The sequence below is a fragment of the Lutispora saccharofermentans genome (genome assembly GCF_024363565.1).
Lineage (GTDB): Bacteria > Bacillota > Clostridia > Lutisporales > Lutisporaceae > Lutispora > Lutispora saccharofermentans.
In genome coordinates this window covers 88,198-110,656 of record NZ_JAJEKE010000006.1, presented here as the reverse complement: position 1 = coordinate 110,656, position 22,459 = coordinate 88,198, and the positions used below count along the sequence as shown (strand labels likewise).

The following is a 22,459-nucleotide window of genomic DNA, read 5'->3' as shown; positions in this document are numbered from 1 at the left end:
AATTATAATTAATTATAGTGACTGCTATGAGTCATTTTGCGGGGGGATATATTTGTCAAGGAAGAAAATAACTGAAAAAATATCAAATATGGATAAAAAGACATTATCGGTCATTGTATTTTCGCTGTTCTTCTCCTGGTTGCTGGCTTTCCCCTTTGAAGGCCAGGTTTTGTATGCTGTCACCGGTAAATTCAATATAAATGCCCGCTCAATGGTTTTTGGGGCGATAGCTGCTCATTTTATAGGTTTGTTTTTTTGCGGGTTCTTCATTAAATCCATTAAAGCCACAAAAAAATTGATGATATTTTCTATCATATTTTGCATAATAGGGAGCCTGCCTTTCTTTTTATCGCCTTCAATTCTCTGGAATATTTTATTGTTTTTGCTGTCTCTTATGGCAAGCTGCTGTGTGGCAGCCTGGGGCTTTTATTATAATGCCTATACACCCTCAAGTGGAAGAATTAAGACTGCTGCAGATGCATTGATATATTCAAATATATTAATGATCCTTATAAACATGACGGCTATACATTTGTCTGCATATGCGGGCCTTGGATTGTCCATTATCATGCTTTGCGGAGCTTTATTTTTTGCAGCCAGATTACCGGAAGATGCGGAGACGGATTCACGGTGTTCCGGTGCCGAATATAAAAAAACCATAAGCCCTATAAAGCCTCTTGCTTTCTTGTGCATATTTATTATAATAATCACTATCAATTCCGGTCTGATGTATCAAGTCATCAATCCTGCATTTGCACATCATAAGTGGCTTGTAAGCTGGTATTGGGCCATTCCTTATATAGTTGCATTATATATTGTTAAGAATCTTCCCGGCAAAACCGATAGAAATTACCTGCTATATGTTGCCATTGCTATGATAGGTCTTTCTTTTACAGCATTCATGGTGTTGGATCGCTCCGTTGCCAGCTACCTTGTTGTAAATACTTTGATGCTGGGAGCCTGCGGGGTCTATGACCTTTTCTGGTGGAGTATTTTGGGGGAAATGCTGGATTTCCATGATAATCCGGTAAAAATCCTGGGGATAGGCCTTTCGGCAAATGTACTGGGCGTATTGATCGGAGGAATGCTGGGAAATGCTATTGTTGCTTCGGGTGCAAGGGCGTATAGTCCGTCAGTGCTGGCGCTGGTTATAGTTTTTATTATTCTTGTTATACTTCCATTGCTTAATAAATATCTTTCAATGCTGCTGAAAAGTCATGTTTTTTTATCGGCATTGTATGAAATAGCACCATCAAAGCAAAATGACGCTATAGACAGCTTAACGATCATGGGCAAATTGACTGTACGGGAAAGTGAGATAGTGGCATTGCTGTTAAAGGGAAGGACTTATAAAATGGTCGCCGATGAACTGCATCTGAGCGAAAATACGGTCAAAACCCATATTAAAAATATCTATTCTAAACTCAATATTCAAAGCAAAGCAGAACTTGTGAATCTGCTTACGGAAAAAAACAGTACATAAACTGATGAAGAAACCTTTGAAAACAGGGCGCTATAAAGCTCCTCACCCGAAATGGGTGAGGAGCTTTATGCATGATTCACCCTTTTTAGGTGGCGACTTTTCCAAATATATAAACTATATTTAAGACTGACAGCATACTTGGTTATTAACTTAAATCTAGGCACAATTATTCAATATATAAGATTAAGAAGGGAGATAAAGCATGAAAAGATTATTATCATTATTTATTGCATTAACAATCATTCTAAGCATGGTGAATGGATTTGCAATAAATGTATCTGCAGATGAAAGCGGTTATGCTTGGGTATTAGTAGATACTTATCAATTTCCAATACCTGAAGATTTTAAACCGGGAGATCCATGGAGCTATTTTGCAAGCTTAGAGGGGAATACTGCTGAACTTCAAACTACAATACCCTATGGGTTAGGAATTTACGCTTCAAAAGATGAAAGCAATCCCGGAAATCTTCATGTAAAATATACCTGGAGCAATCCTCCCACCATTATCCAAGCTAATGAAACCATATCAATAGCTTTTGAACAAGAGGTTTTTAGCAATAAGACAGGAAACTTCGGCGTAGCTATAAGCCCGTTTTTATCTTTGGATGTAGCGGACCTAATAGGTTTAGGCTATGGAACTGCAAGTGGAGTTGAGGCTAAGGTTATTTATGAAGATGGTACTGAAACAAGGTGGTTTGGTATAGGATATGGCCAAGACGACCGATCTCAAACTTCATGTAGTGCTAATATGACTTTGAAGTTCAAAGATAAAGGTTCCGCAGGTGATAGATGGGCGCTTTATATTGGTGCCTATGCAGGACCTCCGGGTAAAGTAGGCGTAAGATACACTTACGAATGGAAGCAAATTAGCAATCCTACTACTATAACGGTAACAGCATTAACTACAGGAAGCTCAGACTTGGGGAAATATTCATGGGAAGGCGAATGGGACAGCAACTGGGGCAAGATGGTGTTGATTCAAAGCGGATCTGCTGTCACAGGAACATATACTCATGATAAAGGAAAGATCAGCGGAACTATTTCTGGAAATACTCTCACAGGTACCTGGTCTGAATCTCCTTCCTATGCACCGCCCAGTGATGCAGGAGACATCGAATTCACTATGGCCGCTGATGGGAAAAGCTTTTCCGGCAAGTGGCGTTACGGCTCTGAAGGAAGCTGGGGCAACTGGGAAGGCGGCAAGCGCATAACTGAGGTTATATTGGCGCCTACAACTCCGGCAGCTCCGACAGCCCCAACTCCGGCAGCGGGCAGCGGTGCGGAAGCCTTTGAATCTGGAGCCAGGATAATGTGGCAGCCGGCTGATGGCCTTGGATACAGACTTTTCAGGTCTATCTCGCCAAACAGCCTTGGTGCATCGGTAACGGACTTTTATCTGACCAGCACCTCCTATGCGGATGTAAATGTGGAGCCCAATACTACCTACTATTATTCCGTCAAGCCGGTGCTTACAGAAGCAAAACCCTTTGAAGGCGCAGCAGAAAAGCTGGGGAATGTCATAGCCAAATTTACCGTAACAACAGGTGATCAGACCTATAAGCCCGGAAGCTACAAGCACTTTATCGTGCTGAAGATGGAAAGCCCATATATGAGTGTTGACGGTGTAAATCAAGAGGTGGACCCGGGCAGAGGCACAACACCTTTGGCTTTGACCGGAAAGACCATGATCCCCATAAAGGCCGTTGTTGAAGCCATGGGCGGTACCATAGAATGGGAAGGAAGCACCCAGAAGATCACTATGAAGGCAAGAGAAAACACGGTTGAAATGTGGCTTAACAAAAAAGACCTGAAGGTAAACGGAGTGAGCAGTCAAATGGACGTAGCGCCTATGGGAAAGAACAACAGGACCTTTGTACCCATCAGGTTTGCGGCAGAAAATCTAAACTGCAAGGTGGATTGGATCAACAGCACCAAGGAAATAGTTATAGTATATGAGGAATAAATCTTAGAATCATGACCAGGCATATATTAACCACTTATTTATATCTGCTTGAGCGGACGGGGTGAAAAGGCTGTGAAAAGATGGGATGAAGAAGAGCTTCGCTGGGAGATCAAGATCCCTTTATTTAAAAATATGATCATTTTGAAGGAGCTGGGCTTAGCATTAGGGATTCCTTTTGGGATTTTGATCATAATGCTTTTGATCGCATCAGAGGGAGACTTATTCGTCGATGGAATAGCTTATCCGTTGATCTTCATAGGTATCTTTTTTATTGCGGCATTTCTATTCATCATGCTCATTTATGGCGGCAAATATGATGCGGGTTATGTGATAAACAGCAAAGGAATTTTGAATTATACTCAGGAAAAACAGGCCAAGAGGAATAAAATAATAAATGCTTTGCTAGTCCTTACGGGAATATTTTCAGGCAGGCCCTCTGCGGCAGGAGCAGGCATTTTAGCTCAATCCAGGCAAGCTGTATTCGTTAAATGGAAAAGAATAAAGCGGGTTAAGATTTATTCAAAGTCAAAATCCATAATAGTCAAGGGAGGCTTTACTGAGAGAATAGCTTTGTTTTGCAATGATGATAATTTTGAGCTTGTTAGAGACATCATTTTGAGCAAGGCAGACCTGAACGGAGAGTAGGCATATGTTTAAGATTAAAGCGAATAAAAAAATTGGTCAGATATTGGTTTTGTTTATTGCTATTATGTTTGTTTTATACGGCTCGATGCATATATATCTTGGATTTTTCGGGGTGAAGGACAGGGCTGTCATCACAGGCATAAGAAGGCAAGGCGGCGAAAGAAATGAGCCGGTGCCCAACAGATACACATATGTTATAAGCTATTCCTTTAATCTTCCCGATGGCAGAAGCATAGACGGGTTTGCTTATAAAATCGGAAATGCTGTTTATGTCAAGGTGACCGGCTCAAACATGAACACCGCTCACATCAGATATTTAAAAGCTTTGCCGGAGATAAACGCATTAGAAAGAGATGCGGGGTTAAAGATGGGCAACATCATAATAATTGGGGCAGGAATTTTGATAATAAAGCTTATCAAGCCGAAGAGCAAATCTAAAAAAAAGAGCGTATAAAATCAAAAACAGTTCAAGGTTCTGGGGAAAAGAGCACCTCAGAATCTTTTGCTTTATAAGTCAGTCTTTTTTCTATCCGAAAAAATTGCTATAATCATACTGTATGGCGGCATATGCGAAGCTTGCTATATAAGTTGCAAAAATACGTTACATAACTTTTTATATTGACTGATAACGATTGCGAGAGTTCCGGCACTAAGAGTTTGTAAGCTTGCATAGGGTTGCGTCAAAACTCGCTTAGGCTCAAACAGTTGACGCAACTTTTCCTATTGCCCCAGGGCACCTTCTCTTGCTCCTGTGTCGCAATTCACCTTGACTTCGCTAACAAACTCTAAGCTTCTTCACAATGCACTCTTTTATCAGTTAATATAAATTTACTGCTGTAAAATATTTAATGCGTTATATATAAGTATGAAATATAGAGGTAATAAAATGGGCTTTTTAAATAAGTATATAAAAATATATTGGAGAAGATTCATGGCAGCTTTGGTATTTTTAACGATAGAAGCTCTTTGTGATCTTCTGCAGCCGACAATAATGTCGAGGATCGTGGATCATGGAGTAGCCGGTAAAGACATGACTTACGTGCTCAGCATGGGGGGAGTCATGCTTTTAGTTACGGCAATAGGAGCCGGAGCGGCTGTCGGACGCAATTCCGTATCCAGCATAGTATCACAGAAATTCGGAGCCCAGCTCAGGGGAGATCTGTTCAAGAAGATACAAAGCTTTTCTTTAGGTGACATCGATAAGTTCTATACTGCTTCGCTTATCACCAGATTGACCAATGATATAACTCAGGTTCAGAATTTTGCTCACGGAATGATGAGGATATTCGTCAAGGCGCCCATCTTATGTATCGGAAGCCTGATAATGGCATTTCTTATAAATCCGCATTTAGCTGTGGTGCTTCTGGGGATAGTGCCGATAATAGGATTGATCATCTTTATCAATATGCGCGTCAGCTATCCCTTCTTCAGGAGGATACAAAGCTCGCTGGACAACGTGAACAGCGTTATGAGGGAATATCTTGCAGGGGTCAGGGTTGTAAAGGCTTTCAACCGCTACGATTACGAAGTAGAGCGTTTTCAAGATGCAAACAGGCAGCTCACAGATGTGTCCGTCAAGGGGATGCGAGCTATGGCGTTGTTCAATCCTGCCATAACGCTTACGGTAAATACAGGCATTGTCCTCATCCTCTGGTTCGGAGGCCTGCGGGTCAGCGACGGCAATATGCAAGTGGGCCAGATCATCGCTTTTATAAACTATATGACTCAGATACTGTTTTCGCTGGTCATGCTTTCCCATGTATTCAACATGTTTATCAGAGCCAAGGCTTCTGCCGAGCGTATAGACGAGGTTTTTTCCCAGGAAAGCACCATGAAGGCCGATGAGCATAGCATGGAGAAAAGTGAGATAAAAGGACGGATCGATTTTGAAAATGTCACCTTTGCATATGACGGCAATGATAACGAGCCTGTCCTTAAGAATGTATCATTTACCTGCTTACCGGGGGAGACCATCGGAATAATAGGGCCCACAGCCTCGGGAAAAAGCAGTCTCGTCAATTTGATACCGCGCTTTTATGATGTTTCTTCCGGAACTGTAAAAGTGGACGGAATAGATGTGAGGGACATGGATATCAAGGAACTGAGGCAGGCTGTCGGCATAGTCCCTCAAAAGACCGTCCTCTTTACGGGAACAATCCTTGAAAATATAAAATGGGGTAATGATGATGCCGGTATGGATGAAGTAGAAAAAGCATCAATCCTGTCTCAAGCCCATGAGTTCATATCAGCTTTCCCGGAAGGGTACAAAACCGTGCTGGGTCAGGGCGGTGTAAACCTCTCGGGCGGACAGAAGCAAAGGCTTTCCATTGCCAGGGCCTTGATAAAAAAACTCAAGGTGCTCATACTTGATGACAGCACAAGTGCTGTGGATGCAGCCACAGAAGCCAAAATCAGAGAAGGGTTGAAGGAATATATCCAGGATGCGACATGTATAGTGATCGCACAGCGTATAACTTCGGTTATGGGAGCCGATAGGATAGTTGTATTGGATAGCGGTTCAGTTGCAGGCATGGGCACCCATGAAGAATTGCTGGAAAGCTGCCGGATCTATCAGGACATATTCCGCTCGCAGATCGGAAGGAGGGAGCAGGCATATGCTTAGAGCTGGGAGTATAAGAGGGAGGCATGGACAGCCGGCGGTGAAGCCCAGGAATTTCAGCGAAACGATGAAAAGGCTGTGGAGGTATTTTGGAGTAGAAAGAAAAAGGCTGATGCTGATATTTGTACTGGTGATGTTGAGCTCAGGCCTTGGGCTGCTGGTGCCCTATTTCATAGGCAAAGCTATCGATGCCATGTCCTTGGGGAAAATGGGGGTTGATTTTAAGACATTGGCTGCAATCGTGGGTATTTTAACGGCTATTTATGTATCTGATGTTTTAATAGTGTTTATGCAGGGCTGGATCATGGCAGGCCTATCCCAGAGAGTGGTTTATTCCCTTAGGGACAGCCTTTTCAGAAAGCTTCAAAGGCTGCCTGTGGCCTTCTTCGATGCTCATACCCATGGAGAGATAATGAGCAGATTATCCAATGATATAGAAAATGTGAGCACAACCATATCCCAGTCAACCATACAGCTTATGTCCAGTATAGTAAACATTGCAGGTGCTTTTGCCATGATGATGGTCTTGAGCCCTGTTTTAACTCTTGCAAGCATAATCACCATACCTTTGGTGCTTATTATGACAAGAAATGTAGCTAAAAGAACAAGCTCGCTTTTTAAACAGCAGCAAGCGGCTCTGGGCAAACTAAACGGGCATATCGAGGAAAACATATCGGGGATCTTGGTCGTTAAAGCCTTTAACAGGGAAGATAAAATTATTGATGAATTTGATGATATAAATTCAAGCCTGTGTAATGTGGGGATCAGGGCTCAGATATGGTCAGGATACATCATGCCCCTCATGAATGTAATAAATAATATAGGTTTTGCTGTTGTAGCCGCCGCAGGCGGGGTCCTGGCCGTAAAGGACATCATAACCATCGGAGTGATAGCCAGCTTTTTGAGCTACTCCAGACAGTTTGCAAGGCCATTGAACGATATTGCAAATATATTCAATACCCTTCAATCTGCTGTTGCCGGGGCTGAGAGGGTGTTTGACATCATGGATGAAAAGGAAGAACGGAAGGATGAAGAGGGAGCGGAGACTTTAGCAGATGTGAGGGGAGAGGTTGAGTTTAAAAATGTAAGCTTTGGGTATAAAACCGGCGTACCGGTGCTCAAAGACATAGACTTTGCCGTTAAGCCGGGGAGCACCATTGCTCTGGTAGGTTCCACGGGCGCAGGCAAGACAACGATTGTAAACCTGCTGACAAGCTTCTATGAGGTCACCGAAGGTGAGATACTCATAGACGGCAAGGATATTAAAGAATATACAAAGGATAGCCTGAGAAAATGCTTTGGAATAGTATTGCAGGACACATATCTTTTCTCTGATACCGTAAAAGAGAATATAAGATACGGGAAGACAGATGCAACAGATGAAGAAGTCATGGAAGCCGCCAGAGTAGCTAATGCACATCAATTCATAGCAAGATTGCCAAAAGGCTATGATACAAAGCTTTCTGAGGGCGGCATCAACCTCAGCCAGGGTGAAAGGCAGCTGTTGGCTATAGCAAGAGCCATATTATCGAACCCTTCGATACTGATATTGGATGAAGCCACCAGCAGCATCGATACAAGGACGGAATCAAAGATTCAAGAAGCTATGCTGACTCTTATGAAAGGCCGCACCAGCTTTATCATTGCCCATAGGCTCAGCACTATAAAAGATGCAGATGTCATAATGTTTGTAGACGATGGTAAGATTGTTGAAAGCGGAAGTCATAAGGAGCTGCTGGATAAGAAGGGAAAATACTACAGGCTCTACTCCAGCCAGTTTTCGAACATCGCCATGTGAAGTTAAAGATCATTCGTGAATAAATCATACTACCAATGGTTAGAAGAATTTGCTATAATAATGTTAGAATTTTGATAAATATGTAGAAAAAACTAAAAGTAATCAGTAAATTTATAAAATTTAGTGATAATATTTATATATTGCAGGTGACAAAATGCTTAAATCCATAAGGTGGCAGATGCTTATTTACCTGCTGGCCGGTTCTATAGTATTTTTTTCTGTTCTAATATTAGCAACTAATGCAGAACTAAAAGAACTGCCAGAAATAATAAAGGCTCAATATAATGAAATAGCAAATTCCAGAGCCGGGGAAGTTGAGAAGGAATTATCCGGATTTGTAGATCAGGTAAAGGTGGTCTCTCAAGCCTCTTTGATAAAATCAATGGATCTGGAAAAAATAAAAACGTATCTTCCTGAGTTTGTAATAAGTGACAATATCAGGAATATGACGATAGCCAGGCCGGATGGCACAGGCTGGAGCACTCTGGATGTTGATGTGGACATATCGCAGCAGGAGCAATACGAAAAAATATTCGTGGAAAAAAAGGAACACCATATTTCTCAGCCCTTTCTCAGTCCCTTTGCAGAGCCGGACACACCGATAATCATTATTTCCCATTCCGTAAAAGATGGAGAAGAAATTACAGGCCTTGTCAATATTGTTATCGAAGTAAATTTCCTAAATAAAATAATCGGACAGATGAATTTAGGTGATACAGGATACGGCTTAATATTGAACAGCGAGGGCTTGGTAGTAGCAAGCAATAATGCCCGGGAATACATATCTGATGATAAGGAAGCCGTTCGATCTGTTTTGAGCAGAGAATCAGGCACAGTTGAGTACAATAATGCCGATGGCTCCAAGAGGCTGGCATTCTTTAAGAAAATAAAAGGCTCGCCGGATTGGACTTTTATTATCTCAATATCTAAGGATGAGGTTTATAGGGAAGTTGCTAAGGTAAGGAATACTATCCTGGCATTATTTTTTATATGCTTTGCATTGATCGTATTGTTTTACTATATATATTCCGGCAGGGTTACCAGACCGATTATGAAATTGAAAAAGGTTTTTGAGCAAGCCGCCGATGGGGATTTGCACGTGAAAGCAGATGAAGGGCTGCCCAATGAAATTGGGGATGCCGGAAAAAGCTTTAATCTGATGCTTGATAGAATAAAAAACCTTACATACAGAGACGAAGTGACGGGCTTATATAACTATATAGGTTTTTTGGCAGAATTGTCTAGCAAGGTTGAACTATTGAGAGACAAGCTTGGAGCAATAGCTGTCGGAATTGTATCGGTAGATGATTTTAAGAAGATAAACGGCATCATCGGTTATGAAGGCGGAAATGAAGCCCTTTCCATCATATCCCGCAGACTGAAGGCATTTATAAATCCGGACGAGTCCTTAGGGAGATTTTTTGGCGATGAGTTCATATTCCTTATATGGGAAAAGGATGCTGAAACCATGGAAAAGCGCATCGAAAGCCTATGGAAGAATTGCTGCAGAATGATCAGGATCAAAGGATATGAATTTATCATAAAGGTCAGTATAGGCGTAAGCCTGATTCCAGATAAGGAGCGCGAGTATTCGGAAGTGATACATCAGGCAACATTGGCCAAGCTTATGGCTAAAAAGGCCGGAGGAAATAAATACAATCTTTATAGCTCAAGCATTGACGACGTAGTGAGAGAAGAACAGTATATCGAAAACGAGCTGTATCATTCAATTGAAAAGAATGAACTGTATATGCTGTACCAGCCTATTATCGATGTCAGGACCGGAGAAGCAACAGGAGCTGAAGCGTTGCTCAGGTGGAGACATAAGGAATTTGGCGGCATGTCCATACCCAATCTCATCGATATAGCAGAAAAAAGCGGATTCATCGTCGATTTAGGAAATTGGGTCTTAAAGGAGGCCTGCAGGCAAAATAAGGAATGGCAATCAAAAGGAAAGAAGCCTATAACCGTGTCAGTCAATGTGTCGGCTTTTCAATTTGACCAGCCTAACTTTGTCAATATGGTGAGGGAAGTTCTCAATGAAACCGATTTAGAGCCTGGCTACCTGCAGCTGGAGATCACTGAAACCGCTGCTATGGACGGGGTGTCTGAGAAGCTGCAGAAGATGAAAATACTCAAGGATATGGGAGTTGGCATCGCCATTGATGATTTCGGCACAGGATATTCATCTATGGCTTATTTAACGGAGTTTCCCATAGATACCTTAAAGATTGATCGTTCTTTCGTCAAAAATCTATCTGATGATGAAACCGCAAAGGCTATAGCCAACACAATAATAAGCATGGCAAAAACTATGAATATGAAATCCACTGCAGAAGGTGTGGAAACGGAAGAGCAGTTAATCTTCCTTAAAGATAGGGGCTGTGATCAGATTCAAGGCTATTTGATAAGCAAGCCTACCGAATCATATATATTTGAAAAAGAATTTTTCCGCTAATCTTTTAACATATGACAAATCTGTATTGATTTTTGTCTCCTTTATCATATTCCTTTCTGAAGCTTCTGATATTTAAATACGAGCTGCCTTCAATATTTCCGGCAGTGATTTTTTATGATACAATACAGGAATTTTGTGATATAATAGCCAAGTATGCAAAAATTAATAAAGGGGATTAGATATGATCAGCGCAGTAAACGTTAGCTTGAGATATGGAGAAAGAAAGCTTTTTGATGATGTAAATATTAAATTTACTCCGGGCAATTGCTATGGGGTTATAGGAGCGAACGGAGCCGGCAAATCCACATTCCTCAAGATTCTGTCCGGCGAAATAGAGGCGAATACAGGAGAAGTGATAATCGATGCACAGAGCCGGATGTCTGTTTTGAAGCAGGATCACTTTCAATATGATCAATATAAGGTTATTGAGGCTGTGATAATGGGAAATGCCAGGCTCTATGAGATAGGGAAGGAGAAGGATGTGCTGTATGCAAAAGCAGACTTCACCGATGAAGACGGCATAAAGGCTGCGGAGCTTGAGGCTGAATTTGCCGAGCTGAACGGCTGGGAAGCGGAGTCGGATGCTTCCATACTCCTCCAAGGCCTGGGCCTGGGGACTGAGCTTCATGAGAAATACATGCATGAGCTGACCGGAGCAGAAAAAATCAAAGTTTTGCTGGCTCAAGCTTTATTTGGAAAGCCCGGGATATTGATCCTGGATGAGCCTACCAATAACCTGGATATTAAGGCAATAAACTGGCTTGAAGAATTCTTGATAGAATTTGAAGGCACTGTTATCGTTGTATCCCATGACAGGCATTTTCTGAACAAGGTATGCACACATATGTGTGATGTTGACTTCGGCAAAATCAAGCTGTATGTAGGAAATTATGATTTCTGGTATGAATCCAGTCAATTGGCACTGCAGATGACAAAGGACCAGAACAAGAAAAAGGAAGAGAAAATAAAGGAGCTCCAGGCTTTTATCGAGAGGTTCAGCGCCAACGCTTCTAAGTCGAAGCAGGCTACATCGAGGAAAAAGCTTTTGGAGAAAATCTCATTGGAAGATATACAGCCTTCTTCCCGAAGATACCCCTTTGTTGGCTTTAGAATGGATAGAGAGGTTGGAAATGATATACTGAAGGTTGATGGCCTTACCAAGTCTGTAGAAGGAAATACCTTATTGAACAATGTAAGCTTTATGGTGAACAAGGATGATAAGATTGCCTTTGTGGGGGATGAAAAAGCTATTACCGCTTTGTTTAAAATCCTCATGGGCGAGATGGAAGCGGATTCAGGAGAATTTAAATGGGGACTGACCATAACCAGATCATATTTTCCTAAAGAAAATTCCGAGTTCTTCGATGGATGTGATCTGAGCTTGGTGGATTGGATGAGGCAGTTTTCGGTAGATCAGACGGAAACATATGTAAGAGGCTTTTTGGGGAGAATGCTTTTTTCCGGAGAGGAAGCATTAAAGCAGGCAAAGGTGCTGTCCGGCGGAGAAAAGGTTCGCTGCATGCTTTCTAAGATGATGCTGAGCGGCGCTAATGTGCTTATTTTAGACCAGCCTACCAATCATCTGGATCTGGAGACCATTACAGCTCTCAATAACGGGCTGGCTGACTATAAGAGCAATATTTTATTTGCATCCCATGACCATCAGCTCATGCAGACGATAGCCAATAGGGTGATAGAGATAACCTCCGAAGGCTTCATCGACAGAAGGATGACCTATGACGAATATTTAGAGTCTAAGGGGCTTCAGTAAAACAGCAGATAAATATATATAATGTGAAAAAGATTTTACAGCAATAATGTTATCCTGACTGATATAAGAGTGCATTGTGAAGGAGCTTAGAGTTTGTTAGCGAAGGCAAGGTGAATTGCGACACAGGAGCAAGAGAAGGTGCCCTGGGGCAATAGGACGAGTTGCGTCAACTGTTTGAGCCGAAGCGAGTTTTGACGCAACCCTATGCAAGCTTACAAAGTCTTAGCTCTGGAGCATTTGCAATCGTTATCAGTCAGGATAACATCTATATAGAATATTTAATACATTATATATAATTATGCAAAAGTGTTGCAATATTATTCTGATGGTAGTATACTATAAACAATATTTTTAAACTGTGAAAGGGGAGTCAACCATGTTGACTTTGGCTTTTAAAAATTTAAATACAAAACTTTATCACCATCATAGTAAGAGGGTTTGTAACTTGAGTCTATAATAACTCATAGGTGCAATCCCTGGTTCTGTTTGAATTTAGGGATTGTACCTATGATGGTTGAGAGATAAAAAAAGAATCCATATAGGTAATACCTATATGGATTCTTTTTTTATCCGGATAAGGCCTTCTACGGCCAACATGAATAAAAACAGCAAAGGTCAGGTGGAATAAATGCAATATTTGAGGATTGAGGATGAAATAGGCTATTCGAAGAAAAGATGTGAAATCAGAAGAAGGATCGAGGATATGTTCTTAAATGAAGGATTCATTCAAATCGAGCCTTCAGCCTTTGAGGATTTCAGCAAATACACATTATTAAACAAAAGGATAAAAAGGGAATCCATGGTGAAGGTGATAAGCGGAGGCTCTGATGTCTTGATACTTCGCCCTGATATAACCACCAATATCATAAAAAGCTTGGTTCCAAGATGGCAGGATGGTTTAAAGCTCAGGCTGTTTTACAGCTCGACGGTTTTCCGGAGCAATGAAGCCTCGAACGTCAGGGAGATAAGGCAAATGGGGGCGGAATATTTGGGAGAGGCTTCATTGGATGCGGATAAGGATGTAATATTATCAGCCTTGAAAGTTTTAGAAAGCTTTAACGGCAGATTCATCCTGGAAATGTCGAGCAGTAAATATATAAATGGACTCTTAAAGGAAATCCATGCTGACGAAGTCCGGCAGAAGCAGCTAAAGGAACTGATTTATCGCAAGAACAGGTATGAGATGATAAATCATATGGAGGATATGAAGCTGTCAAAAGAAATATATGATGCTTTGGCTGACATAATGAATATTCAAGGGAGCATCGAAGCTGTAAAAGCTGCAGCGAGGAAGCATTGCCTGAATGAGGAGATGGAAGAAGCCTTAAAAGAGCTTGAGGAATTGAATGACTTTATAGAAAAAGAGGGGGGTAAAAGCTATGTGCATTATGATCTATCCATGGTGACAGAACTGGATTACTATGATGGACTGATATTCAAGGGATATCTGCCAAATTCTTATAGGGCTATCATAAGCGGAGGAAGATACGATTCCTTTACAGAGATTTTCGGGAAAAGGGTGCCTGCAATAGGCTTTTCTATAGACATAGATGAATTGACGGAAATAAAATTCGAGGAGGCTCAATAAATTGGACTTTATAAATATTGCACTCGCTAAAGGCAGGCTTGGGGACGAAGCTTATAAGCTGTTAAAGGCGGCTGGATTGGGAGGGTCCATAGATCCTGATTCGAGAAAGCTGATTTTTAAGGATGAAGAGAAAAAAATAAGCTTTGTATATGTTAAGCCCTCGGATGTAGTGACCTATGTGCAAAATGGGGTTGCAGACCTGGGGGTAGCAGGCAAGGATGTCATCCTGGAAAGCGATAATGATGTTTACGAGATTCTGGATCTAGGCTTTGGGAAATGCAGATTTGCAGTAGCAGGAGTGAAGGGAGAAAAAATTTATAAGAAGGATGAGATTCTTCGAGTAGCTACCAAATATCCTAGGATTTCAAAAAAGTACTTTGACGAAAGAGGGCAGAAGATCAGGCTGATAAAGCTGAATGGCTCTGTGGAGCTGGCGCCTTTGGTGGGGCTCTCCGATGTGATAGTGGACCTGGTTGAAACGGGAAAAACGCTGAAGGCTAACGGCCTTGAGGTTATTGAGGACATGTTTGAGGTCAGTGCCAAGCTTATCTGCAATAGAGTCAGCTATAGGTTTAAATTTGACAGGATAAATGATCTGATTAAATGTTTGGAAGAAATGGAGGTTCAGTATTGTGAGGATAATTGATATTTCAAAGGACAGGGAGTTCCTGGCAAAGTTATTGGATAGAAATAAGCTGGAGATTGACGAGGTAAACAAGTCTGTGGATGATATTCTAGCCAATGTAAGGCGGGACAAGGACAGCGCATTGAGAGAATATACCCGGGAATTTGACGGAGTTGTACTGGAGGATTTTCTGGTAACCCGGCAAGAGATAGAAGAGGCCATAGATTGCACAAGCAAGGCTTTGCTGGAAGACCTGGCAAGAGCCAGGGAAAACATTGAAAAGTACCATAGAAAACAGATGAAGAACTCTTACTCTCTTTATGAAGGAGAAGATATAATACTTGGCCAGCTGGTGAGGCCCATAGAAAGAGTGGGCATCTATATTCCCGGCGGGAGCGCAGCTTATCCTTCAACAGTTCTGATGAATGCTGTGCCTGCCAGGATTGCAGGCGTAAATGAGATAATAATGATAACACCGCCAGACAGAAATGGTAAGGTAAAGCCTTCAATACTTGCAGCTGCTTCCATAGCGGGAGCGGATAAAATATTTAAGGCAGGAGGGGCCCAGGGTATAGCTGCCTTGGCCTTCGGAACGGAAAGCATACCCAAAGTGGACAAAATAACGGGCCCTGGCAATATTTATGTGGCAATGGCGAAAAAGAGGGTCATGGGCTTGGTGGGCATAGATATGATAGCCGGGCCCAGTGAAATTTTGATAATTGCAGATCAATGGGCGAATCCCAAGTATATAGCCGCCGACTTGATCTCCCAGGCAGAACATGATGAAATGGCAGCTGCCATATTGGTAACGGATTGGGAACCATTGGCGGCTAAGGTAGCGGAGGAACTGGAAATACAGCTTCAGGGCCTTGAGAGGAGAGAGATAATAGAAAAATCCCTGGAAAGCTACGGAGCAATCATAATAACAAGCTGTCTGGGAGAGTCCGTTGATGTAGCAAATGAAATAGCACCGGAACACCTGGAGGTGCTTACCAGAAATCCCTTTGATGTATACCGGGGAGTCAAAAACGCCGGAGCCATATTCTTGGGAGAATATTCTCCTGAGCCAGTAGGGGACTACTTTGCAGGGCCGAACCACACATTGCCTACTAGTTCAACCTCCAGATTTTCTTCGCCCTTGTGCGTAGATGATTTTATAAAGAAAACCTCATTGATCTATTACAGCAAGAATGCTCTGGAAAGATCCAAGGATTCAATCATGAGGATAGCTGAAGAAGAAGGACTGACAGGTCATGCAAATTCCATAAGAGTGAGGTTTGACAGTGAAGTTTCGTTCAAGGAGGCAGCGGTAAAATGCAGAAGGTAAAAGAGAGTGTAAAAGGGCTTAAGGCATATAATGCGAATCAAGTGCCTTTTCGAATAAAGCTTGATGCCAATGAGGGTAAAAATATTCTATTTAAGGATATATCAGAAGGCTTAAGCTTTGGAGAAGATTTCAACATCAATTTTTATCCTGACAATGACGCAGTGCTGCTGAGAAAAGAGATGGGAGGATATATTGGCATCAGCCCTTCAAATATCATTGCCGGCAACGGCTCCAGCGAGATGATAGAGCTGGTGATAAAAACCTTTGTGGATAAGGATGAGGCGATGATGAGCTTTGTGCCCAGCTTCAGCATGTACTCTGTATTCAGCAGCATATATTCGGCTGATTTCATAGGGGTGGAAAGCAATGAGGACTTTTCTCTTGATATGGACCTCATGATAAAGAAGGCCGGGGAAATAAATCCAAAGCTCATTTTGATATGCAACCCCAACAATCCTACGGGTTTTTTGATAGCTAAGAAGGATATAGAGAAGCTTTTATCAGAGGTTGATTCCATAGTGGTTGTGGATGAAGCATATATGGAGTTTGCAGAGGGCTCTATGGCACAGGAGGTCTTAAAATACAAAAACCTGATAGTATTGCGGACCTTGTCAAAGGCATTGGGCCTTGCAGCTATAAGGCTTGGGTATATGATTTCCAATGAAGAGATCATCAATATAATCAACAATGTAAGGTCCCCTTATAACCTGAATGCCGTTACCCAGTATATAGGTGCAATGGCACTCAGAAAAAAAGATGAGATCACCGGTTATGTGGAAGAAGTGAAAAAAGAGAGAGATTTTCTGTCCGGCGAATTAGGAGAACTGCCCTTTGAAGTATATAAGTCACACGCTAATTTTATATTCTTCAGCTCTGGTATCGATGATTTGGATAAAAGGCTGAAGGAGGACGGCATACTGATCCGAAGCTTTTCCGGGGATTTGAAGGGATATTACAGGGTTACCGTAGGCAGCAGGGCTGAAAATACAGAGCTTATAAAATCGCTTAAGGAGATAGTAAAAAATGAGAAAAGCTAAGGTTGAGAGAAATACCCTTGAAACAAAGGTGAAGGTGGAAATAGATCTGGACGGGAAGGGCGAAAGCCAAATAAGGACAGGTATAGGCTTTCTCGATCATATGTTGAATTTGGTTGCCTTCCATGGCTCCTTTGATTTGAATATAGAATGCAATGGAGATCTGCATGTGGATGGACATCACTCCGCAGAGGATGTGGGAATAACCTTGGGCCAGGCTTTTAATAAGGCTTTAGGGAATAAAAAAGGAATAAAGAGATATGGCAGTCTCTATATACCTATGGATGAAGCCTTGTGCAGGGCAGCATTGGATATCAGCAGCCGGCCTTACTTGGTTTTTGATGCAGATTTTAAAAGCGAAAGGCTCGGAGAGATGAGCACCCAGGACTTTAAGGAATTTTTCAGAGCCTTTGCCAATGAAGCCGGAGTGACCTTGCACCTGAATGTGTTGTATGGCGAAAACGATCATCACAAGATAGAGGCAGCATTTAAGGCTTTTGCAAGAGCGCTCAAGGAAGCAGTGCAGGTGCAATCCGGTACCATATCATCATCAAAGGGGGTCCTGTGATTGAACATAATAATAGATTATGGCCTGGGGAATCTGGCTTCAGTATCCAGGGCCTTTGATAAAGCGGGTATAGAATGCAAAATTTCCAGTGACAAGGAAGATATAATAAATGCAGATTCGCTTATACTTCCCGGAGTAGGAGCCTTCAGGGATGCTATCAAGTCTCTTGAAGAGCTGGAGCTCATACCTGTGATAAAGGAGCAGGCGGATCGAGGCAAAAAAATTATAGGGATATGCTTAGGCATGCAGCTTTTATATGAAAAAAGCTACGAATATGGAGAGCATGAAGGGATGGGGCTCATAGAGGGCAGCGTGGAGAAGCTGGGGGCAGGCCTGAAAGTGCCTCATATGGGCTGGAACGATCTGAAGTTTAATAAGCAGGACCCGATTTTAAGGTATATAAATGAGAAGGACTATGTGTACTTTGTACATTCCTATTATATAAAATCCTCGGGCAGTGAGCTGGTGGCATATGCTGATTATGGGGTGACGGTTCCTGCAATAGTGAGGAAGGACAATATATTCGGGATGCAATTCCACCCTGAGAAGAGTGCTCAGGTCGGGTTAAACCTGCTAAAAGCGTATGGGGAGATGATAAGATGATAATATTTCCAGCGGTTGATATGAAGGATAATAGATGTGTGAGGCTCTGCCAGGGAGATTTTCAGAGGATCAAGATATACTCTGATAAACCTTTAGAGATAGCATCGGAATGGGAGCGAAGAGGAGCGGAGTTCTTGCACCTGGTGGATCTGGACGGAGCAAAGGGTGAAGGCTTTGTCAATAAAAAATCCATAGAGGAGATAGCAAAGAATTTAAATATCCCGGTGCAAATCGGCGGAGGGATAAGGAGTGAAGCCAGGGTTGATGAACTGCTGAATATGGGAGTAAGCAGAGTGATAGTGGGTACCATGGCCATTGAAAATAGAGAACTCCTAAAAAAACTGGTTGGGGAGTATAAAGAAAAAATAGTTGTATCCATAGACGCAAAGGACGGCAAGGCAGCCACAAGAGGATGGAAGGTGGTAAGCTCCGTTGATTCGTTGGATCTATGCAAGGAGCTTGAAGAAATAGGTGTAAAGACTATAGTATACACCGATATAGCCAGGGACGGAATGCTGGAAGGGCCTAATTTTGATATCTATAAAGCTTTGGCAGAAGAAACCTGCCTGGATATCATAGCCTCCGGCGGCATAAGCTCTATTGAAGATGTTAAGAGGCTTAAATCAATGAACATATACGGCGGAATAATAGGAAAGGCCTTTTATGATAATTTGCTGGATTTTGAGGAGGTAATGGGATGCTTGCAAAAAGAATAATACCCTGTCTGGATGTCAGGAATGGAAGGGTAGTAAAGGGACAAAAGTTTAAAAACATAGTGGATGTGGACAGCCCTGAAATATTGGGCAAGTATTACAGCAACTGCGGAGCGGATGAACTGGTATTCTACGATATAACCGCTTCCAATGAGGAAAGAAAGACCTCCTTGGAATTTGTCGAAAAGGTGGCAGCCAATATAAACATACCTTTCTGCGTAGGCGGCGGCGTATCATCGGTAGATGATTTTACGGATATTTTAAGAAAAGGGGCAGACAAGGTATCTGTCAATTCTGCAGCAGTAAGAAAACCTGAACTGATAAGGGAAGCATCCTTGAAATATGGAGCTCAATGCGTGGTCTTATCCATTGATGCCAAGAGAAATGATGAAGGCTCCTGGAGCGTATATGTAAAAGGCGGAAGGGAAAAAACCTATCTGGATGCGGTGGAATGGGCTGTAATGGGTGTTAAGCTGGGTGCCGGGGAAATAGTTGTCAATAGCATAGATGAGGATGGAATGAAAAAGGGCTATGATATTGAGCTTCTAAAAAGGATAACGGAGTCTGTCAATGTGCCTGTCATAGCATCAGGGGGAGCGGGGGAACCGGAGCATTTTTATGATGCCATAGAATGTGGCGGCGCAGACGCAGTGTTGGCAGCTTCGGTATTTCACTATGGGCAAATTAAGATAGAGGATCTGAAAAAGTATCTTAAAGATAGAAATGTAGAAGTAAGGATATAAAAGCCACTAGCTTCTGGCCGCTAGCCTCTGGCATTAGGGCTGGGCTCCGGGGTCATAGGGGAACGGAGCCTGCTGCAGCTGAGGAATAAGCATATATATTTACCCCATATGTATATATAACGTGAAAAAGATTTTACAGCAATAATGTTATCCTGATTGATATAAGGGTGCATTGTGAAGGAGCTTAGAATTTGTTAGTTTTGACGCAACCCTATGCAAGCTTACAAAGTCTTAGTCCCGGAACTTTGGCAAGCGTTATCAGTCAGCATAACAGCTATGTAGAATTTTTAATGCGTTATATATAGATGCCTTGCTTAATACAGAGTATAATGAAAAATTTTAAGGGGGATGGAAATGGACATAGATAAAGTAATTGAAGAAATAAAGTTTGACGATAGGGGACTTGTACCTGCAATAGTGCAGGATGCAGAAACTCAAAAAGTATTGATGCTTGCATATATGAATAAGGAATCCATAAGGAAGACCCTTGAGGAAAGAGAAGCCTGGTATTTCAGCAGAAGCAGGCAGAAGCTCTGGAAAAAGGGTGAAACCTCCGGAAATATACAGAAAGTAAAAGGCTTTTATTATGATTGCGATAAAGACAGCATATTGCTTGTTGTGGAGCAAAGGGGTGCTGCTTGCCACACAGGAGAGTTCTCCTGCTTTTTTAACGAAGTTCTGAAGCCGGGAACGGGAAATGGAAAAGCCGATGTTTTAAAAGAATTGTATAGCCTTTTGCAGGATAGAAAGAAAAATCCTATAGAAGGCTCTTATACGAATTACTTATTTGAAAAGGGCCTGGACAAAATACTGAAAAAAGTTGGGGAGGAAACCAGTGAAGTCATAATAGGTGCAAAAAATAAGAGCAAGGAAGAGCTGGTTTATGAATTAAGCGATCTGGTATATCATGTTTTGGTATTGATGGTCAATGAGAATGTGGGCATAGAGGACATTAGGAAAGAATTGATTAGCAGAAGGGAGAAATGACCATGCCCAATTCAATCCTTTTAATATAATTCACGTATGGCCTGGGAAAGCACAACCAAACCATGCTTCAAATCTTCGTGGGAAGCATAGGAATAGGATATTCTTATGTGTTGATTTGACATATGCTGGTAAACATTTCCTGGATTTATCAGTATACCCTTTTTCAAGCAGTTGTTGAAAAGCTTTTGGAGAGAAAGGGGCTTTTTAAGGCACAGCCAGATATAAAAGCCTCCTTCGGGCTTTTTCCACTCTGCTATGTCTGAAAAATATTGGTTCAAAATATCTAATGCGATATCTCTTCGAATTTTAAGCTCTTTTCTTATACGGACCAAATGATCGAAATATAATCCGGAGGACAACCATTCTGCTGCAGCCCTTTGAGATAATGAACTGGAGCCGTAATCGGTCTGCATCTTGATGTCTGCCAGACGCTCGATCACAGCCTCCTGACCGACTACCCAGCCGATACGAAGCCCGGGGCACAAACTCTTGGACATGCTGCCCAGAAAAAGCACCAAATCTTTATTGTCCATTGACTTTAGAGGCCTTGGCGCTTCTTTATCAATATACAGCTCTCTGTAAGCATCGTCTTCGATGATGGGAAGCCTTTCGTCCTCACATATTCCTAACAGCTTTTTTCTTCTTTCATCCTTCATACATACCCCCGTAGGGTTTTGAAAGGAAGGAATGGCGTACAAGATGGCAGCATTGGTTTGCCTTCTGCACCTGATTATCTTATTTATCTGTATACTCTCTTCATCCATTGGTATGCCATAAAGCTTCATTCCTGCAGATTGAAATACATTGATGGAATATATATAGGATGGGTTTTCCGTAAGTATGGTAGAACCTTTGTATAAAATCCCAACGGATATCAAATGCAAAGCCTGAAGAGCTCCTGATACGATGAGTATTTGAGAGGGTGATGCATTTATTCCCAAAGTATTCAGATATGAACTTACTTCTCTTCTCAACTCATAGGAACCCTTAGGCTCTTCATAGCCAAGGGATTTGACGGATTTTGAAAAGCTGCCGGTTACCAAATCCATCATCTTTTTAGGGAATAGCTCCGGAGACAACTCTCCCGTACCTAATCGTATTATTTCAGGTTCAAATTCATATCTGTTTATTTGTTGTACGGTACTGAAATTGGGCTGGTGGGTTCCGGATCTTACGTAAGACAGCCAATCCGGAGGAGGAGTCTTAGAAAGCAGGGACCAGGTGTTATTTTTAACAATGGTGCCCCCTTTGGTTTTGCCTTCAAGCAAGCCTTCGGCTATCAGCTCATCTATTGCGGTTACTATAGTGCTCCTATTGACGTCAAACATCCGGGCAAACTCTCTTTGAGTGGGAATCCGGGTGCCTATTGCCCAATGACCATTAGAAATTTTATATCTTATATAATCTTTGATCTGCTGATATAAAGGAATGCCGGAGCTTTTATCAGGCATCCAATTTTCACTGACGGACATGGCTTCCACCCCTGCTTAGTATCATTGGGTTATTATATACAGTATAGCATATTATATGGAC

General features: G+C 42.0%; 18 protein-coding genes. 17 read left to right on the top strand and 1 reads right to left on the bottom strand.

The window, feature by feature from the left end:
* Window positions 1–52 precede the first annotated feature (52 nt).
* From LJD61_RS08755 to hisIE, 17 genes are all read left to right on the top strand, one after another.
* Window positions 53–1,483 (top strand): helix-turn-helix domain-containing protein, encoded by a 1,431-nt coding sequence (locus tag LJD61_RS08755; protein ID WP_255227154.1) that lies wholly within the window; start codon window positions 53–55, stop codon window positions 1,481–1,483.
* Between the two features lie 202 nt (window positions 1,484–1,685).
* The gene (locus LJD61_RS08750) at window positions 1,686–3,446 is read left to right on the top strand and encodes a stalk domain-containing protein (protein WP_255227153.1); all 1,761 of its coding nucleotides are present in this window, start codon (window positions 1,686–1,688) and stop codon (window positions 3,444–3,446) included.
* A 72-nt stretch (window positions 3,447–3,518) separates the two neighbouring features.
* Window positions 3,519–4,091, top strand: coding sequence for a hypothetical protein (locus LJD61_RS08745; protein WP_255227152.1), 573 nt, complete (start codon window positions 3,519–3,521; stop codon window positions 4,089–4,091).
* A gap of 4 nt (window positions 4,092–4,095) precedes the next feature.
* Window positions 4,096–4,545, top strand: a complete 450-nt coding sequence (locus LJD61_RS08740) for a hypothetical protein (RefSeq protein ID WP_255227151.1) — start codon at window positions 4,096–4,098, stop codon at window positions 4,543–4,545.
* A 432-nt stretch (window positions 4,546–4,977) separates the two neighbouring features.
* Window positions 4,978–6,714 carry an ABC transporter ATP-binding protein gene (locus LJD61_RS08735; RefSeq protein WP_255227150.1) on the top strand — a complete coding sequence of 579 codons (1,737 nt, stop codon included), beginning with the start codon at window positions 4,978–4,980 and terminating at the stop codon, window positions 6,712–6,714.
* Window positions 6,707–8,509 (top strand): ABC transporter ATP-binding protein, encoded by a 1,803-nt coding sequence (locus LJD61_RS08730; protein ID WP_255227149.1) that lies wholly within the window; start codon window positions 6,707–6,709, stop codon window positions 8,507–8,509. The genes LJD61_RS08735 and LJD61_RS08730 overlap by 8 nt, the downstream gene beginning before the upstream one ends.
* A gap of 154 nt (window positions 8,510–8,663) precedes the next feature.
* Window positions 8,664–10,967, top strand: a complete 2,304-nt coding sequence (locus LJD61_RS08725; protein WP_255227148.1) for a bifunctional diguanylate cyclase/phosphodiesterase — start codon at window positions 8,664–8,666, stop codon at window positions 10,965–10,967.
* Between the two features lie 181 nt (window positions 10,968–11,148).
* Window positions 11,149–12,738, top strand: coding sequence for an ABC-F family ATP-binding cassette domain-containing protein (locus LJD61_RS08720; RefSeq protein ID WP_255227147.1), 1,590 nt, complete (start codon window positions 11,149–11,151; stop codon window positions 12,736–12,738).
* A gap of 628 nt (window positions 12,739–13,366) precedes the next feature.
* Window positions 13,367–14,326, top strand: coding sequence for an ATP phosphoribosyltransferase regulatory subunit (locus LJD61_RS08715; RefSeq protein ID WP_255227146.1), 960 nt, complete (start codon window positions 13,367–13,369; stop codon window positions 14,324–14,326).
* 1 nt (window position 14,327) lies between these two features.
* The gene (gene hisG, locus LJD61_RS08710) at window positions 14,328–14,972 is read left to right on the top strand and encodes an ATP phosphoribosyltransferase (protein ID WP_255227145.1); all 645 of its coding nucleotides are present in this window, start codon (window positions 14,328–14,330) and stop codon (window positions 14,970–14,972) included.
* Window positions 14,956–16,278: a histidinol dehydrogenase gene (hisD, locus tag LJD61_RS08705; protein WP_255227239.1), complete on the top strand. Its 1,323-nt coding sequence runs from the start codon at window positions 14,956–14,958 to the stop codon at window positions 16,276–16,278. Before hisG ends, hisD begins: the two co-directional genes overlap by 17 nt.
* Window positions 16,266–17,315 (top strand): histidinol-phosphate transaminase, encoded by a 1,050-nt coding sequence (hisC, locus tag LJD61_RS08700; protein WP_255227144.1) that lies wholly within the window; start codon window positions 16,266–16,268, stop codon window positions 17,313–17,315. Before hisD ends, hisC begins: the two co-directional genes overlap by 13 nt.
* Window positions 17,302–17,880 (top strand): imidazoleglycerol-phosphate dehydratase HisB, encoded by a 579-nt coding sequence (gene hisB, locus LJD61_RS08695; protein WP_255227143.1) that lies wholly within the window; start codon window positions 17,302–17,304, stop codon window positions 17,878–17,880. The genes hisC and hisB overlap by 14 nt, the downstream gene beginning before the upstream one ends.
* Window positions 17,881–18,483: an imidazole glycerol phosphate synthase subunit HisH gene (gene hisH, locus LJD61_RS08690; protein ID WP_255227142.1), complete on the top strand. Its 603-nt coding sequence runs from the start codon at window positions 17,881–17,883 to the stop codon at window positions 18,481–18,483.
* The gene (hisA, locus tag LJD61_RS08685) at window positions 18,480–19,199 is read left to right on the top strand and encodes a 1-(5-phosphoribosyl)-5-[(5-phosphoribosylamino)methylideneamino]imidazole-4-carboxamide isomerase (protein WP_255227141.1); all 720 of its coding nucleotides are present in this window, start codon (window positions 18,480–18,482) and stop codon (window positions 19,197–19,199) included. The genes hisH and hisA overlap by 4 nt, the downstream gene beginning before the upstream one ends.
* Window positions 19,181–19,939 carry an imidazole glycerol phosphate synthase subunit HisF gene (gene hisF, locus LJD61_RS08680; protein WP_255227140.1) on the top strand — a complete coding sequence of 253 codons (759 nt, stop codon included), beginning with the start codon at window positions 19,181–19,183 and terminating at the stop codon, window positions 19,937–19,939. Before hisA ends, hisF begins: the two co-directional genes overlap by 19 nt.
* A gap of 348 nt (window positions 19,940–20,287) precedes the next feature.
* Complete coding sequence (gene hisIE / locus LJD61_RS08675) at window positions 20,288–20,926, top strand: bifunctional phosphoribosyl-AMP cyclohydrolase/phosphoribosyl-ATP diphosphatase HisIE (protein ID WP_255227139.1); 639 nt, start codon at window positions 20,288–20,290, stop codon at window positions 20,924–20,926.
* Between the two features lie 20 nt (window positions 20,927–20,946).
* On the opposite strand, the gene LJD61_RS08670 is transcribed toward hisIE, so the two are convergent.
* A complete protein-coding gene (locus LJD61_RS08670; RefSeq protein ID WP_255227138.1) occupies window positions 20,947–22,398 on the bottom strand; it encodes an aminotransferase-like domain-containing protein in 1,452 nt (483 codons plus the stop codon).
* Between the last annotated feature and the right edge of the window lie 61 nt (window positions 22,399–22,459).